Origin of the sequence: Clostridium polynesiense (assembly GCF_000820705.1) — a bacterium.
GTDB classification, from domain to species: Bacteria; Bacillota; Clostridia; order Clostridiales; family Clostridiaceae; genus Clostridium_AA; species Clostridium_AA polynesiense.
On record NZ_CCXI01000095.1, the window covers coordinates 1 to 17,168 of the forward strand.

The following is a 17,168-nucleotide window of genomic DNA, read 5'->3' on the forward strand; positions in this document are numbered from 1 at the left end:
AAGGATTAGTAAAATTAATCAGCCACGCATCCCGGCACAGTTCCTCCATATCCTTTGCTATATCCATCATCACCGGTATAGTTCTTAAAGCTTTGGCAAAGCCTCCCGGTCCTGTAGTTTCCTGCCCTATAACATTGTATTTAAGAGGAAACCTTTCATCCTTTGCTCTTGCCGCAAGTCCTCCTACTCTAAATTGAGTCACCACGAAATCAGCATCCTTAAGAGCTTCTCTTCTGTTTAAAGTAAGGCTTATATCTATATCTAACCCCGCCTTCTTAACCATCCTCTTTGCTAAATTTCCAACTATATTAAGTTTTTCTTTTCCTGCCTCTATATCAACTAAATGTATTTCCTTTACTGGAAGTTCTTCCTTTCTCACTATGAATCCTTCTATGATTTCAGGAGTATAAGAACTTCCTCCTCCTATTATCGCTATTTTTAATCCTGCCATAATTAACTCCTCCTTCCAATATAAGTTGGTTTCACCTTGTAAAACTAAGTGGCACTATAAAGTGCCACTTATATTTTTTATTAAAATTAAGCCTGTACTGTATCAGAAACAGCTAGCTCTGCATTAGCCTTTTCTTCAGCTACCATCTTCTTTTCGTAAACCTTAAAGAATGGATAGTATATGAGTGTAGTGATACCGATATTAATAAACACCAGTACAACAACTCTCCAGTCTCCTCCTGTAGCCATAAAAGCACCTATTGGAGCCGGAAGCGTCCATGGAGCTAATATATGGAATCTTCCTACCAGATTCAGCTGTACTGCAAAATAAGATATTATGCTTATAACAGTTGGTCCTAATATAAAAGGTATTGCAAGTATTGGGTTCATAACTAAAGGAACTCCGAAAATCATAGGCTCATTTATATTGAATATACCCGGAACAATGGAGAACCTACCCACCTGTTTTAAGTATTCTGATTTAGAGAAAATCATAAGAAGACAAAGCCCTAAGGTTGCACCGGATCCTCCTATCCATATAAGCCACTGTAAAAATGGTTCAGGCGCGATGTTTGGAGCTAAGTTTCCAGCTGCAACTGCATTTGTATTCTCGGCTAAAAGCATCAGCCATATTGGTCTTATAACGGACCCTATAACTGAAACACCGTGGATACCTGCTGACCATAATAAAGTGATCAATATAACAGGAACTACAACACCGGCAAGATTATTACCCATAATATTCTTTATAGGTGAGAACAAATCTAAAAGTCTTGCATTGATGTCAAATTTAAGAAGCACTCTTACTACCCACATTATAGTAATGATAAATGCAGCAGGTATTAAGGCTTCAAAGGATCTTGAAACGGATTCAGGCACCTGCTCAGGCATTTTTATGGTAACATTAAACTTCTTAAGAAGTCTTAAGGTTTCCACTGCAAAAATCATAGTAAGTATAGCAGTAAACATACCTGCTCCTCCAAGGTTTCCCATAGGAAGAATAAATCCCATAGGAGCTGCACCTTTTATGCCTGCTTTTGCAGCTTCAGTCATTACTGAATCTACATTTAAAGGTATAGTAGCCATTAAGAAGGCTGCTAAAGAAAGAACACCTCCGCTTATTCCATCCAGCTTATAGGATTTGGCCAGACTGTATCCCATACCATAAGCTGCATAAAGGGACATTAGTCCCACAGTAAGCCTAAATGGTATCATTATGTCGCCTACATAGGGTTTTACAAAGTCTGCCAGGGGCTTGTAAGGCGGCTGGGCAATGATTATAAAGAATGATCCTACGATGATTAATGATAACGTGGATATAACTCCGTCTCTTATAGCTCTTAAATGTCTCTGCTCAGATAGACGAGCCATTGGCGGCATGAATTTTTCTTCAAGCCAAAGTAAAAATGCGTTCATGAGTATCCCCCTTTAATATAAAATTATGTTATTAAAAATAATAATAACCAAATTAATAAAAATAATTTAAATGATATTATTTAGCATGCTTTTTAATCTGTTCTAAAACCTTAGGAGCACCAATTGGGGTGTAACCTGTTGGAACTATAAGTTCTACAGGAACTCCTGCTGAGTTTGCCTGCTCTTCAAAAACCTTAAATCTGTGCTTAACCTGAGGAGCTACTATGGCAAGATCATACATACCGGATTTAAGCTCGTCCTCAAATTCTCCTGTGCCTACTGCTTTTATTTCTAATGGAAAGCCTTGTTTTTCCGCTTCCTTTTTTATCGCTTTTACCACTATTGCTGATGACATTCCTCCGGAGCACACCATTAAAACTTTCATATACTATACCTCCTTTTACATTATGTTAAATATATCAGCAATAATCGTGCCAACTATCTGAATTTAGCTGTACACAACGTTTTCAAACCCAGTGTATCTTAAGATACACTCTGATACACTGCATTTTCACTATATTTGATACACTTATTTTTTAATTGATACAGATTCTATAAATTAAAACACCGCTTTTATTTTATCTAATATAAAAAGCGGTGTCTTATTAACCTCAGAACTTATATTTAAGTCCAATGACATTTATCAGGTTATAAAAACAAAGTCCTCTATGTTTTTATTCTTTTGAACATTCTCATACATTAGTTCCTGAGTAATATTTATATTATTTTTGTCGTAGAGCCTTAAAAGGGTGATTCCATCTAAAGCTTCATTCTGAGTCAAAGGCCAAATTTTTAAAAAATATCTCTCTCCAGAAGTTTTAACCTTTATAGTTTGGCTTTTCACTTCAGTTTCTATATGATCTATCAAATAATCTCTGTTATCCCCGGAAATTATCATATACTTTCCTTCATCTGTACTTATAATTCTGGAGAAACATCTGGTATCCCCGTAATTAATCCAACTTAATTTAAGCCTGCGGTTATATCCTTTAATGTAAACAGCAACTCCAAATTCCCCGTGATAAATAAAGGATATTATCCTTGCATTATCCACATATCTCAAATCCAGCAATGATACTTCCCCAGTATTTTTCAAAATGTGGGATTCGATACTTTTAAGCATACAATAACCGTTATCTTTCACTATATAGTCTGTGTTTTTATTTAAAAAATAAAATAAAAATATAAGTTCCAGTAATAAAGCGGAAATTAATAAATTCATGGATCAATCACCTCCTAAGATAATTATAGCATTATTCTTTAAATCTTCTATTAGGTTAAATTAGTTATTAAAATTTAATTTAATGTTTACAACTTCACTTTGAGAACCTATCCTCATAGGCGGTCCCCAGGTTCCATATCCTGAAGAAACGATAATATTAAAGTGATTTTTGTTAAGGTGTCCATAATCTATTTCATATATTCTGCTGGTTATAAGGCTATTGGGATATAGCTGTCCTTTATGTGTATGTCCTGACAGCATTAAATCTATGTTTTCCTTATGGGCTTCATCAATATCTTTAGGGGTGTGATCTATTAATATTATAGGAAGATTGATGTTAGCCTTGTCTAGTATATCCTTCAGCGCTTTTCTTTTTATCCCTGATCTATTAATTGAAGCATCATCCCTGCCAACTATATATAAGCCATTTCCTATTAAAAGGGCTCTGTCTCTAAGTACCTGAACTCCTGCTTTTTTTTCAAGCTCCTCTGTGATCTGTTCATCCATTCCCATCATAATATCGTGATTTCCCAAAACAGCAAAAGTACCGTATTTGCTTTTAATATTTTTAAATTCCTCTGCCATCTTCTTTTCTAAAAAAGGTTTTATAGTACTGTCTACTATATCACCGGCTAAAATTACTATATGAGGATTCAGTGAATTTATTTCTGATACCATATTTCTTAATCTTTTATTCTCGATAATGCTTCCAAGATGAATATCTGAAACCATTACTATATTAATACTTTTTCCAAGGGAGGATTTTTTATTTATGTCAACGGAGTATTCCTTTATAATTGTATGTGACGCATTATAGTATCCCTTTATTAATACCGTTGAAATCATTATTAACATAAGAAGAGAAATTATAATATTAAAGTTTTTGTATCCGGTTATAAAATCCGGTATAAATTTTATCTTATTATTTAAATAACGTAATGTGTCCATTGCAGCAAAAAATAATAAAAGATAAAACATAATTCCCATATAGTATACTCCAATATACTCAAATATATTAACAACTTGTGGAGACACATGATTTTCTGAAACCCTTGCAATTATATAGGATAATGATACTATCCAAAATAAAAGCCAAAAGCATAAACCGCTCACCTTTGTCAAATGGCTGATCCTTTCAAAGGTTCTCATACCTATATAATAATTTACTGACAGATAAATTCCTAATGCTATTAATGAGAAAATAATAAACCTGAAGCTCATTTTAATATCCTTTCCTCTCATAGGTTACTCCTTAATATTAACTTTTGCTTTTACTCATTCTATCACAGCTTATGAGATATTATAATTCTTTTCTCTTTATTTAATCAATAAAAGGCTGCAGTCTCCTATAAACACAGGCTGCAGCCTTTTATCAAAAAACACACTATTCTCTATGTTTCTTCTTTTTATTCTGGTTTTTCTTTACTTCATCCTTTTCCTTAGAAAGATACTTATTGTATATATTGGTAAAAAGCTTTAAATGATACTCTTCATCCATTATTATTCTTTCTATAAGCTGTCTTATGTATTTATCTCCTATCATCTCCAAATGTTTTCTGTAATTTTCTATAGCTTCTGATTCAGCCCTCATAGCAGCCTTTATCATATCAAATATATTATCAGAATAATCTACGTTAGAAGCCTTCCAGTATTCCCATTCACTGCAGCTGCAGGCAATAAAAGCAGGCTTCCTTCCTAAAAGCTTTATAGCTTTTCCTAGAAGCTCCAGGTGTTTCATTTCAATTATAGAAATACCCCCTATAAGCTCCCCATAGTCCTTATATTTATCTTCGCTGACTATATGCTGAAAACTATATAAAGATACCGCAGTAAATTCACTTATAATCCCTGCATAATCCTGCAAAAGCAGGTTTGCATAAAACACATTTTCCTTCTCTACTTTAACCTCCGGATAAGGTTTATTAACCATGTACTTACCCTGTTTACAATGATCCGACGGCATAAAAATACTCCCCACAACATATTCATCTTACATAATATGCTGTGAGGAAAGAATTTGCTACACTTATATATTTCCCTGTTTTGTTTTAGTTTCCCAGTTTAAAATTTTGCCTTTTTTTATAATTATTAAAAATATTGCAGTAAGTATAACTCCTTTAAATACACTGCTCATGCTTATACTCCACCAAATGCCGTTAAGCCCCAAAGGTGTATTGTTGGACAAAATATCTGCAGCTGGAACCCTTAATCCTGTAAATATAATACTTATAAGAGAAGGGAACATAGTTCTTCCTAAACCGTTAAAAGCTCCTTTTGTAGTTATTTCTATACACATAAACAGCTGAGAATAGGATAATATCCTTAAATAATCCGCTCCAATTTTAATTGACTCAGGATCGTGAGGAACAAACATTTTAAATATATCCCCACCAAGAAGCATCAGCACAAGAGTTGCAAATATACCAACTCCCACAGCCATTGCCATGGTATAAATATACCCTTTAATTATTCTGTCTTTTTTACCTGCTCCATAATTCTGCCCCACAAAAGCGCTTAAGGCTGTGGAAAGTCCTCCTGCAGTCATCCATGATATAGCTTCTATCTGAGAGCCTATTTTTTGAACCCCTATAGGTTCCGCTCCCCACTTTGCTATTATCCTTGCTATAAGCATAGCAAATATAGTAAATAATCCTTCCTGAAATGCAACAGGTATTCCTAATCTTATAATAGAATTAGCATAATCCTTGTTCAGCTTTTCAAATATATTAAATTTAAAGTATTCCTCTTTTCCCCTAACAATTCTGTAAATAAAACATACTGATACAAGTATCTGTGCCAGTACAGTTGCTAAAGCTGCTCCTTCAACGCCCATAGCTTTAAAAGGACCTATTCCAAAAATCATTATTGGGTCAAAAATTATATTAAAAATCAACCCCAGGGTATTAATTTTCAGAGGAGTACTGGAATCTCCAGCACCGTTAAATATTGCAGTAAACACAGGATTAATAAAATAAAATATCAGGCCAGCACAAATTATCATCAGATAACTTTCAGCCATATTTATAACTCCTGTATCACCTAATTTAAAAAAACCTATTAACTGCTTTCTAAAAATAAATATAAATAATGCATAAGTAGTAGAAAGTATAAGATTTATTTGAATACTGGTAGATATGTAATGCTTCACGGAACTGATATCTTTTCTGCCTAAATTCTGTGATACCTTTACTTCAGCACCAATTTTAGATATTATGATAAAAGCCATGGCAAACCATGTAAAAAAACCTGCAGTCCCTACTGCGGCAACCTCCTTAGTTCCAACCTGTCCTATCCAGAACATATCTGTTATATTATAGGCGGTCTGTAAAAACGATGTTCCCATTATAGGCAGCGCAAGCTTTAATAATCCCTTGGATATACTACCGTTAACTAAATCAATATTTCTGCTCAATTATAATCCCCCTTTGCTGCGACAAATTAAGTATATTGCTAATATAGGCTAAAATCAATATACATTTACAAATCTTTAATTATACATTATACATTCTTTGATATAATATTTATAAAAATATACAAGGAGATTATTGAAGGGAGATTAATATGATAAAAAGACTAAATATATTAGTTAAAGGAAGAGTTCAGGGAGTAGGTTTCAGATATCATGCAGCCTATGCTGCAGATAAACATAACATAACCGGCTGGGCAAAAAATCTCTTTGATGGAGATGTGGAAATAGAAGCCCAGGGTGAAGAAGAAAATCTGGATAAATTCATAAGAGAACTTTATAAAGGCAATGGCTTTATAAAAATCACTTCAATGGATAAAAAAATAATTTCTGAAAAAACTAATGAAAAGAAATTTAAAGCCCTTTATTAGCTGTAGATTTTACGAATAATTTTATAATAATTACAAAAATATTAAATATATGCAATAAACGTTTACCTGCACTCCAATCTTTGGTAGAATAATATCTGCATTGTAGTTCAGTGCGGGTGGGGGAGGGAACATAAAAAAAGGATGAGAAAATGTACAAAAAAATATTAGATTTCTTTGATTTTAAAGGCCATAACACTGATTTTAAAAAAGAATTTATGGCTGGGGTAACTACTTTTTTTGCTGTAGTATACATTATAGCTGTAAATTCTTCTATATTGTCAGATGCAGGAATCCCACGAGAAGCTGCGGTTATTTCTACCATACTGGCCTCCAGCATAGGCAGTATTATTATAGCTTTTTATTCTAATACTCCTCTTATTATGATTCCTGGGATGGGTGTAAATACACTTTTTACATATACCTTGGTAAACAATATGGGGCTTAGCTGGCAGAGCGCCTTAGGAACGGTAGTTATGTCCGGTTTAATATTTACTATAACCGCTTTTACACCTTTAGGAAATATTTTAAAGGAAGCTATACCTGATTCTCTCAAAGATTCTATCACCGTGGGAATTGGTCTTCTGCTTACTGTTTTAGGCCTTCAAAAAAGCGGCATAATCGATTATAATTCTGCACTGGGTGATTTTTCAACCCTCCAGGTTCAGGTATCTGTCCTCATACTTATTATAGGAATAATTCTCTTTGTAAAAAATATACCAGGAAATTTTCTACTGACAATAATAATCGGCACTGTAATAAGCATTATTACAGGTATTAACACCATAGACCTTTCATCAGGATTTAACTTCTCTTTACAGGGCTATAGCTCAATTTTTATGAAATTCAGTTTTGAAGATATAACAAAAGCTCCCTTTTGGATAGGTTCTATATCTCTGGCTATGGTGCTAATATTTAGCAATATCGGTGTAATTAACGCCTTTGTAAGCGGAATGCTGAAATCACCGGAAAAATTTAATTCAAGCTATAAAGCAAATGCACTGTCTGCATTAAGCTGCGGATTCTTGGGAACAAGTCCTACTGTAACCGCTGCCGAAAATGCCGCCGGAATTGCTGCGGGAGGAAAAACCGGCTTTACCGCTTTAACTGCAGGAATATTATTTATTATGTCTATACCTATTATACCTTTTATAAAGCTTATTCCTGACAACGCTGTAGCTCCAATTTTTATAATAATTGGATATCTTATGCTTCAAAGCATAAAAAGTATTAACTTTCAGGACATGACGGAAGGAATACCGGCCTTTTTTACATTGGCTCTAATTCCTTTTTCCTCAGATATTGTAAACGGAATGGCTTTTGGTTTTATCTTATATCCGATACTAAAGCTTATAACCGGCAAAAGGTCTAAAATAAATCCTACACTTTATGTTACAGCACTTTTATTTTGCATATATTTTATACTTAAAGCCAGCTTTTAATATTATAGATAACATAAAAGAGTATTGCTGCACCTATTATAAGGTACAGCAATACTCCTTTATATTTTTATTGAGCTTTTTCAGCAGCTTCAATGATAGAATCAAAATCAGGCTGATTAGTTATTTCACTGCAGTATTCTGAATATATCACTTTATTATTACTGTCCAGAACAAAGGCAGCTCTGGCAAGGAGACCTAACTCCTCAGCGTATACTCCGTATTTTTCTCCAAAATCTCTATATTTATAATCTGAAGCAGTATGCACCCTTTCAATATCATTTGCTGCACACCATCTAGCCTGAGCAAAAGGCAGATCCATAGATATTGTATATATAGTTGTATTTTTAAGATCAGAAGCTCTCTTATTAAACTCTTTAACTTCTATATCACAAACTGGGGTATCTATTGATGGTACCGATAATAAAATTCTTATTCCTTTAGTATCCTTTAAAGTAATATCCTTTAAATCATTACTTACAACTTTAAAATCCGGAGCATTATCTCCAGTCTTAACCTCTTTACCTAAAAGATTTACTTCATTACCTTTAAATTTTACCTTCATTGAATAAAACCTCCTATTCTTAAATGTTTCATTATATGAAATTATAACTAACACTGGCAGGCTTTTCAATAAAGTAAGCGTTTTACATAGATTATTTACACTTTGTTAATGAGAAAATTTAAGTAAATCCATTATATCTATTTTCCCTGCATCTATATGCTTTTCTTTAAAGGCCTTTGTAAATAATGCTTTCTTTTGAAGTATTTCCTCAGTATCCTTTACCGCCTTTTCATAAGAGCCTCCTTTATGAGTTATAATAAGACCATAAGAATTTATATCATTTTTATATTTGTTTATATATGCTCTTACAGGACTGCTCATATTACCTGCCCATAAAGGTGTTACTATAATAGTTAAATAGTATTCACCGGGGTTGTTTTTTACATCAATAGAGGAACTTTGTATTCTATTTTTTCCCTGATAAGCAGCTCTAAGGTATCCGTATACTCCTCCCAACTTATCATTAACTTCTATTTTGTCTATTATACATTTATAGTGTTTGTTAAGCTCTAAAGCTATCTTCTCGCTTGTCCCACTTCTTGTAAAGTAAACCACCAATATTTTATCTTTCATTTGAATCACCCATTATTATCCATGTTAATATTCCAATTAATTTTATCACAGGCATGAATGTATGTATAGACAGCATATTTTATTAACCTTTTAACGCCTTGTATTTAAAGGCTTTTAGCAATATAATTTATATTTAAGGCAGGTGTTTAGCATGGAATTAATAAAAATAAGAGGAAACTCATATTTTATACAGGCTCCAACAAGCCTAGGAGTTTATACATTTAAAAACAAGAACTGTTTAATAATAGATACAGGCACGAATAATACATCTGCAAAAAAGCTTGAAGAAGCTCTTCTGCAGAATAATCTTCATCCAAAGTATATATTTAATACTCATAGTCACGGTGATCACTGCGGTGGAAATAATTATTTAATTGAAAGATATCCTGGAATAATAACTTATGCTTCCTTGAAAGAGAGCTTGTTTATGGAGAATATCGAATTAATGCCCTACGTGCAATTTAATTCCTATCCTTCAAAGGAATTAAAAAAAATGAATAAGCCAATAAAAGTAGATTATATTCCGGAATATGGAATTAATAAGATTAACGATGAAAAACTGGAGGTAATAGCTGTACCTGGCCATTCTATAGAGCAAGCCGCCTTAATCACTCCGGATAAAGTATGCTATTTAGGAGATGCAGTTTTTAGTGAGTCTACTTTAAACAAATATCCTCTTCCATATTATTATAATATTCAGGAATCTTTAGAAACCCTGAACAATATAAAAGAAATAGACTGCGATTACTTTGTTGTAAGCCATGGAGATAAATTGTACGACAAAGATGAAATAGTTCAGCTCTGCAGCATGAATATAAATAATATTCATAAGTTTTTAAAGGAAATTCTTGAGCTGCTGTCTCAGCCTCTAACAAGGGAGGAACTCCTAGAAAGCATATCCATACTTTATAATTTTGAAATGAATTATCATGAATATCATATTAATTTAGCTGCAGTATCAGCTTTTATTTCTTATTTATATAACAGCTTGGAAATAACCTTTGCTATGGAAAACGGTAAATTATATTATTTTGCAGAGGATAAAAAATAAGTATAATATTATTCCTGTGATATGAAGAAGGTTTATTAATAAATAAAAAACTATAAAAGGAAAAATGAGCTTTTGGCAAAGTTTTTTCATTTTTATGCTGCAGTCTTTTACCCTATATACTATCCAGATAAGTAGAAATGCCGGAAATATAATCTTAAGGCAGAGCATCTTTTCACTGCTGCCTGCTGAGTTTTTTAATAAAGGATTTATTTCCATAAACATCCCTGTAGATAATAAGATTCTGGTAAATACCGCATCTGTACAATTTAATATATATAGAATCATCATGCCTTTGGATATATTTTTATAGTCCTTTGATTTTAAACCTTCCTCCATGAGCAGCTTCTCCTTTAATTTCTTAAATAAAAAGATAATGGTAATATATTATGTGCTCAGTCAAGGAATTTATTCATAAAACAAATCATTTTTCTATACATTATAAATTCAGTACAAAAAAGCTTTGAAAGCATATAAAGCTTAATATAAAAACAAAGACGGTACACCCTTAAGGCTGTACCATCTTTGATCATTACTCATATTTCAGCTATATAAAACGACTTATCTATCATATCGATTCATGATGAACTGTATTTATTTTATCCAAGTATTTCTTTAAGATCCTGCTCTACTGTGGTTATGGGTGCAATGCTGAAGTTTTCCACTAAAACCTTTAATACATTATCTGAAATAAATGCAGGAAGTGATGGTCCTAGTTTAATATTCTTAATTCCTAAGGAAAGAAGGGTTAAAAGTATGCACACCGCTTTTTGTTCATACCATGATAGTATTAAGGACAAGGGCAGATCATTTACTCCGCAGTTAAAGGCCTCTGCCAATGCAAGTGCTATTTTAATGGCTGAATAAGCATCATTACACTGTCCCACATCTAAAAGTCTTGGTAGTCCTGCTACGGTACCAAAATCTAGTTTATTAAACCTGTATTTTCCGCAGGCCAAGGTTAGTATTACAGTATCCTCAGGAAGGCTTGTTGCTAATTCTGTATAGTAGTTTCTCCCTGACTTAGCTCCATCGCATCCTCCAATTAAGAAGAAGTGTCTTATGGCACCATCCTTAACAGCTTGAATTATTTCCCCAGCATGGCTTAAAGCAGCATTATGACCAAAACCTACAAGTATTGTCTTTTCTTCTTCATCTTCAGTAAATCCCCCTAAAGACAATGCTTTTTCAATAATTGGAGTGAAGTCCTTTTTACCGTTAACCTCGCTGATATGAGCAGCGCCTGGCCATGCTACTACGCTGGTAGTATAAATCTTATCCATATAGCTTTCTCTTGGCTTTTGAATGCAGTTAGTAGTCATCAATACACAACCCTGTATTCCATGGAACTCCTTCTGCTGATCCTGCCAGGCTCCACCGAAGTTTCCCACTAAATGACTGTATTTATTAAGCTCAGGATAAGCATGGGCAGGAAGCATTTCACCGTGGGTATAAATGTTAATTCCTTTACCTTCAGTCTGCTCAAGCAATTCCTTAAGATCCTTTAAATCATGCCCTGATACTATAATAAATGGTCGTTTTTTCTTTGTTACAGGCACTGAAGTAGGAACAGGGTGTCCGAAGGAATCTGTGTTAGCCTTGTCTAACAGCTCCATAACCTTGAAGTTTACTTGTCCCAACTCCATATTTAAACCAACCCACTGCTCTACAGTAAGCTGTGTATTTAAAGTAGCAGCTAACCCCTTATAAAAGAATCTGTTAACCTCTTTATTGCTGTATCCCTGCACCGCTGCATGGTGAGCATAAGCAGCCATTCCTTTTAATCCGTAGATTAAAAGCTCTCTTAAGGAAGTGATATCATCATTTTTATTTAATGCTACAATTCCGATATTTTTTGCATCCTGAATCATTGCCTCTAATCTTTGAGGTGCTTTGTAATCAGCATCTTTATGGAAATCGTAATCTCCCAGCTTACTCTTTATCTCTTCTTTAATAGTATTTCCCTTTAAAATAATTTCAGAGATGGACTTTTCATCAAAGCTCACATTTGTAAGTGTAGTAAATAAACCATCCATTACAAATCTGTCAGCATTCTCCGTTAATTGCAATCCTTTTTCTATAACCTTATAACCGTAATATCCTATTCCCTTAAGCTGATAAATCAATAAATCCTGAAGTGCTGCTACCTCTGGATTCTTACCGCATACTCCAATTTTTGTGCATCCGCTTCCTGCTGCTCTCTGCTCACACTGAAAACAGAACATATCCGCATCTTTTAAATTTAGCTCTTTTAACATTAATTCTACCTCCTATAATGTTTACCGATTTAGTACACTTTTATTGTAATGGTATTTAAGTTTAAAATCGGTAACAATAGTTACGGAAATAAAATTACATATTTAAAACCCCTTATATTTCTTTTCCATAAAAATGGGATGATAAGATTCCTTGGCCTTTCTAAGCCCTTCAATACCTAGATCTTGCTCTCTGTTTACGAATTTGACCTCTTTGAAGCACTGATCTAAAAAGGTTTTATTTATAAAGCTGTATACTCCGTTGTATTTTATATCAGCCTTTTCAACATGAATAACCGCCATTTCCTTCCCAACCTTTTCTCCTAAGGCAAAGGCAGCAATTTCATTATCCACCTCCACCGCTATACCTTTCAAATCTAAATAGTGTATATTTTTTATTAAGTCAGGTATCACTTTCATTTCATATTTTAATCTTTCATCAGTGAAATTCTTTTTATTGTGCCATATCGTAAGAGTTTCTTTAATTCTGCAGGATACATCCTCTAATCTCATATCCAGAATAGTATAGTTATAATTTTTAATGAAGGATTTATAGTGATTTTTCTTACCATGATATTTTTTACCGGATAACATAGAAAGTTTTTCTTTTTCATAGATATAATCAAAGCTGTCTCTATCTTCTGAAACGATAAAATTATACTCTTTATATAAAGAGATTTTGTCAGCAAAATCCTTAGTTAAATTGTCAAAGATATTCTTTATTTTAATTTGGTTCTTAAAGGTAATAAAAAGTTCAATTATTTCATTTAACTCTTCTTCTTTATATCCTACAGGCTCTAAAAAGGTAAAGTAACCTTCAGTATCCCTTTTTCTTATTATCAAAGCGCCTTTATAAATACAGTAATCAGTATGGTAATAATCTCGCCACATATATAAATTGGTAAAGGAATATTCACTGCTTAAAAACTTCTTAGCTTTTAAATATTTATCAAATAAATTTTTATCTCCAAGGGTAATTTTTTTAAATTCTAACATAAAACACACCTCGATACTGATTCTTTACTAATATTATATATTAATTAATATCACTATAACATAAAAAATAATTAATAATTTATTTTTCCTTCATATGAAAAGATACTTATTTTTTATATTTTTTCACAATAATATAAAATAACAGCATAAAGTCATTGAAAAACTCCACAATAACTCTTAGAATTAATATGTCAGCTAAAATCAAAGAGCAGCTTGTTTAGAAATGGTGGTGAATAATATAATAATTAAAGGATTTTCTTACAAAAGAGCATTTATAATTACTCTATTATGTACACTTAATTTTATTGTTAATTTGTTTCCTGTTTCCTTTTTCCATGCTACGGATCTTATTTTTGGAAACTTCTTTTCTTTAATTAACGCTATATTATTCGGTCCATGGATAGGTTTCTTTTCATCTTTAATAGGAAATTTAAGCACATTCTATATTTGGGATCATGGATATGCTGTCATCTACATGGCTCTGCAGACCCTTATAATAGGCTTTGCTTATAAACAGTACCGAAAATATATCTTGGAAATAGTAATAGCTTTCTGGGTTATAGTAGGTGCGCCCTACGTCTTTATAACATATAATTTCTTATTGAAAATTCCTATTGAAATATCTTTTATGATAATATTAAAGCAGTTTTTAGAGTCAACTCTCTCAGCTATTGCCTTAAATTTAGTTGTACATATTATAAATGTTAAAAGCATAAAGACCACTAAAGTTATACAAAATAGTATATATAAAAGTATTATAATTAAAAATCTTTTATGCGGAATAATAATAATCTCATCCTTAACCGCTTCCTATTTTATGCTGTATAGTACATATTTAGATAACATGAATGCTCTGCGTATGGAACTGAATATCTCCCTTAATAGAAATATTGGTTCTGAGGAAAAACTCAAAGATATATTAGAAAATAAATACTCCGAAAATAATATCAACGCTTTAGAAACACTGCCAAAAGAAAATTTCAAAAAGCATTTCATTGTAGTAAACAAAAATAACATTATAACCTGGTCAGATAAAAGCAATATAATTGGACATACTTTTGCTTTAGACAATCTCAGTTATTTCTACTTTGATAAGGACGCTGTAGCCAGAATGGAAAAACTCTCCCAAAGAGTTGTTTATGACAAAAAAGATTTAAGTGTTAATGGTGAAGATTATGAAGTATTCTGTTTTACATCTATAAGAAGCATCTACAATACTCTAAATGGAGAGAAGCTTAAATATTTTTCTGCCACTATACTTTTGTACTTTTTTGTCCTGATTCTTTATAATATCTTTGAAAAACTGAATAAAAATAAAAATGAACATAAAAAACTGAGCTGCTAACATAAATATGTATGCAGCTCAGTTTTTTATTTCTTACTTTTCTTCTTAACTACCTTGAGTCTGAAAAATTCTTCTCTATCCTTTTCATCCAGCACATCAGATATAAATTTAACCATGTCTTTATATTTCGGTATTTGTATATTTTGAAGTGCATTAGCCCTTTTTTGTGTCTTTTTAACTTCTATAGCCAGCTTATATACTGAGTTTTCTACCTCCGCAAGCTCATAAATAAGATATTTTACATCGTTGAATTTTTGAAACGCTTCATCTACTGAGGAGTTGCTTCTATACATTCCGTAAGCAGGCTTAATAGGCATCTTTTTATATTTAACCTCAGGCACCTCTACACCCATAACGGAGCGGTATATAACCTCATAATCCTTACTTTCAGGTATAGCGAGAGCAATATCTTCAACATTATTTATTCCCACGCTGACATTAGCATACCTTAAAGCTTTATAAGCTTCCTCAAAGGTTTCGTTTATCATACTTTGAAGTTCTTTTACTCTGCTCATATAAGACATCATTTCCCTAATAAGCACGTTTCTCTTTTTATCAAGAAGTTCAAATCCCTTTTGAGAAAACTCTAAGGAGCTTTGTGCTGACATTAAATTTGATTTGGTAGGTGCTGTATTTTCCATAAAATCACCTATTCTCTGTAATATTTATCTAAAGTTTTTTGAGATACTCTGTCAAGTTCGTTCTTAGGAAGCACAGATAAGATATCCCAAGCCAAATCCAATGTTTCGTTTATATCTCTGTTCTCATCATATCCTTGAGATAAAAATTTGTTTTCAAAAAGTCTTCCAAACTCCATAAAGATCTTATCTGTATCTGAAAGCTCATCTTCTCCAATTACCTGTGCAAGAGCCTGAATATCCTGAACTCTTGAATAGGCAGAAAATATCTGGTTAGAAACTTCACTATGATCTTCTCTGGTATATCCCTCACCTATACCATCCTTCATAAGTCTTGATAGTGAAGGAAGGATATTAACCGGAGGATAGATATTTCGCTGCTGAATGCCTCTGCTTAGCACTATCTGCCCTTCCGTTATATAGCCTGTAAGGTCAGGGATAGGATGGGTAATATCATCATTAGGCATTGTTAATATTGGAATTTGAGTGATACTTCCTTTTTCTCCATTCATCATCCCGGCTCTTTCATATAAAGATGAAAGATCAGAATATAAATAACCTGGATATCCCTTTCTGCTTGGAACTTCTTCTCTAAGGGAAGAAAGTTCTCTAAGTCCTTCACAATAGCTTGTTATATCAGTTAATATTACAAGTACATGCATTCCTTCTTCAAAAGCTAAATACTCAGCAGCAGTAAGGGCACACCTTGGAGTTATTATCCTTTCAACTATAGGATCGTCTGCCAGGTTAGTAAACATTACTACCTTTTGCTGAACACCAGCTTCTTTAAAACTCTTTCTAAAAAAATTAGCATCATCGTTTTTAATACCCATAGCTGCAAATACTATACAGAAATTATCGCCTTCATCAGCACTTATCTTTGCCTGTCTTACTATCTGTGCAGCCAGTTCATTATGTGCCATACCGCTCCCTGAAAAGATTGGAAGTTTCTGACCTCTTATTAAGGTTGCTAGACAATCTATAGAGGAAATTCCTGTCTGAATAAAGTTTCTTGGATATTTCCTCGCCACAGGATTTAAAGGTCTGCCGTTAACATTATATCTTTTAGATGAATAAATAGGTCCTCCTTCATCTCTAGGGTCTCCTACCCCGTTGAATTCACGTCCTAATATCTCCTTTGAAAGAGGAAGTTCAAAAGGCTTTCCGGTAAAGTGTACTGCTGTATTTTCTACGGATATTCCTAAAGTACTTTCAAATACCTGTATAACAGCCTTGTCTTCTTCTATTTGAACAACTCTTCCTTTTCTGCTTCTTCCATCTTCTAAAAGAATTTCAACTATCTCGTCATAAGCTACATTTTCTACCTCGGATAAAATTATTAAAGGTCCCTGCACCTTATCCAATCTTAAATATTCTTTTTTCATTT

General features: G+C 32.9%; 18 protein-coding genes. 4 read left to right on the top strand and 14 right to left on the bottom strand.

Annotation, left to right across the window (positions count from 1 at the left end; genetic code table 11):
- From TA89_RS08730 to TA89_RS08760, 7 genes are all read right to left on the bottom strand, one after another.
- A partial coding sequence (locus TA89_RS08730) for a family 4 glycosyl hydrolase (protein ID WP_040212590.1) occupies positions 1-451 on the bottom strand: 451 nt, incomplete at its 3' end.
- A gap of 86 nt (positions 452-537) precedes the next feature.
- The gene (locus TA89_RS08735) at positions 538-1,866 is read right to left on the bottom strand and encodes a PTS sugar transporter subunit IIC (RefSeq protein WP_040212593.1); all 1,329 of its coding nucleotides are present in this window, start codon (positions 1,864-1,866) and stop codon (positions 538-540) included.
- 76 nt (positions 1,867-1,942) lie between these two features.
- Positions 1,943-2,251, bottom strand: coding sequence for a PTS sugar transporter subunit IIB (locus tag TA89_RS08740; protein WP_040212595.1), 309 nt, complete (start codon positions 2,249-2,251; stop codon positions 1,943-1,945).
- A 258-nt stretch (positions 2,252-2,509) separates the two neighbouring features.
- On the bottom strand, positions 2,510-3,088 hold the full coding sequence (locus TA89_RS08745) for a hypothetical protein (RefSeq protein WP_040212597.1): 579 nt from the start codon (positions 3,086-3,088) through the stop codon (positions 2,510-2,512).
- A gap of 60 nt (positions 3,089-3,148) precedes the next feature.
- The gene (locus tag TA89_RS08750; protein WP_052447385.1) at positions 3,149-4,330 is read right to left on the bottom strand and encodes a metallophosphoesterase; all 1,182 of its coding nucleotides are present in this window, start codon (positions 4,328-4,330) and stop codon (positions 3,149-3,151) included.
- Positions 4,331-4,472: 142 nt separating this feature from the next.
- Positions 4,473-5,051: a ferritin-like domain-containing protein gene (locus TA89_RS08755; protein WP_052447386.1), complete on the bottom strand. Its 579-nt coding sequence runs from the start codon at positions 5,049-5,051 to the stop codon at positions 4,473-4,475.
- Between the two features lie 63 nt (positions 5,052-5,114).
- Positions 5,115-6,500, bottom strand: a complete 1,386-nt coding sequence (locus tag TA89_RS08760) for an MATE family efflux transporter (protein WP_040212598.1) — start codon at positions 6,498-6,500, stop codon at positions 5,115-5,117.
- 149 nt (positions 6,501-6,649) lie between these two features.
- Here TA89_RS08760 and TA89_RS08765 point away from each other — a divergent pair, with 149 nt between their 5' ends.
- Complete coding sequence (locus tag TA89_RS08765) at positions 6,650-6,925, top strand: acylphosphatase (protein ID WP_040212599.1); 276 nt, start codon at positions 6,650-6,652, stop codon at positions 6,923-6,925.
- A gap of 149 nt (positions 6,926-7,074) precedes the next feature.
- The gene (locus TA89_RS08770; RefSeq protein WP_040212601.1) at positions 7,075-8,364 is read left to right on the top strand and encodes an NCS2 family permease; all 1,290 of its coding nucleotides are present in this window, start codon (positions 7,075-7,077) and stop codon (positions 8,362-8,364) included.
- A gap of 67 nt (positions 8,365-8,431) precedes the next feature.
- Here the strand turns inward: TA89_RS08770 and tpx are convergent, their stop codons facing one another.
- Positions 8,432-8,926 (bottom strand): thiol peroxidase, encoded by a 495-nt coding sequence (gene tpx, locus TA89_RS08775; protein WP_040212603.1) that lies wholly within the window; start codon positions 8,924-8,926, stop codon positions 8,432-8,434.
- A gap of 105 nt (positions 8,927-9,031) precedes the next feature.
- Entirely contained in the window at positions 9,032-9,499 is a 468-nt protein-coding gene (locus tag TA89_RS17690) for a flavodoxin family protein (protein ID WP_052447387.1), read from the bottom strand.
- A 151-nt stretch (positions 9,500-9,650) separates the two neighbouring features.
- Here TA89_RS17690 and TA89_RS08785 point away from each other — a divergent pair, with 151 nt between their 5' ends.
- Entirely contained in the window at positions 9,651-10,550 is a 900-nt protein-coding gene (locus TA89_RS08785; RefSeq protein ID WP_040212605.1) for an MBL fold metallo-hydrolase, read from the top strand.
- Here TA89_RS08785 and TA89_RS08790 read toward each other — a convergent pair.
- The 3 genes from TA89_RS08790 to TA89_RS08800 form a co-directional block, all read right to left on the bottom strand.
- Positions 10,521-10,886 (bottom strand): DUF5658 family protein, encoded by a 366-nt coding sequence (locus TA89_RS08790; protein WP_040212607.1) that lies wholly within the window; start codon positions 10,884-10,886, stop codon positions 10,521-10,523. The two genes, TA89_RS08785 and TA89_RS08790, sit on opposite strands and share 30 nt — an antisense overlap.
- Positions 10,887-11,146: 260 nt before the next feature.
- Positions 11,147-12,805: a hydroxylamine reductase gene (gene hcp / locus TA89_RS08795; RefSeq protein WP_052447388.1), complete on the bottom strand. Its 1,659-nt coding sequence runs from the start codon at positions 12,803-12,805 to the stop codon at positions 11,147-11,149.
- A 102-nt stretch (positions 12,806-12,907) separates the two neighbouring features.
- Entirely contained in the window at positions 12,908-13,798 is an 891-nt protein-coding gene (locus TA89_RS08800) for a DUF2156 domain-containing protein (RefSeq protein WP_040212609.1), read from the bottom strand.
- A 229-nt stretch (positions 13,799-14,027) separates the two neighbouring features.
- On the opposite strand from TA89_RS08800, the gene TA89_RS08805 reads away from it, so the two are divergent.
- A complete protein-coding gene (locus TA89_RS08805; protein ID WP_207642849.1) occupies positions 14,028-15,143 on the top strand; it encodes a hypothetical protein in 1,116 nt (371 codons plus the stop codon).
- 26 nt (positions 15,144-15,169) lie between these two features.
- Here TA89_RS08805 and TA89_RS08810 read toward each other — a convergent pair whose 3' ends face one another.
- A complete protein-coding gene (locus TA89_RS08810) occupies positions 15,170-15,784 on the bottom strand; it encodes a V-type ATP synthase subunit D (protein ID WP_040212612.1) in 615 nt (204 codons plus the stop codon).
- An 8-nt stretch (positions 15,785-15,792) separates the two neighbouring features.
- Positions 15,793-17,166, bottom strand: coding sequence for a V-type ATP synthase subunit B (locus TA89_RS08815; RefSeq protein ID WP_040212614.1), 1,374 nt, complete (start codon positions 17,164-17,166; stop codon positions 15,793-15,795).
- Between the last annotated feature and the right edge of the window lie 2 nt (positions 17,167-17,168).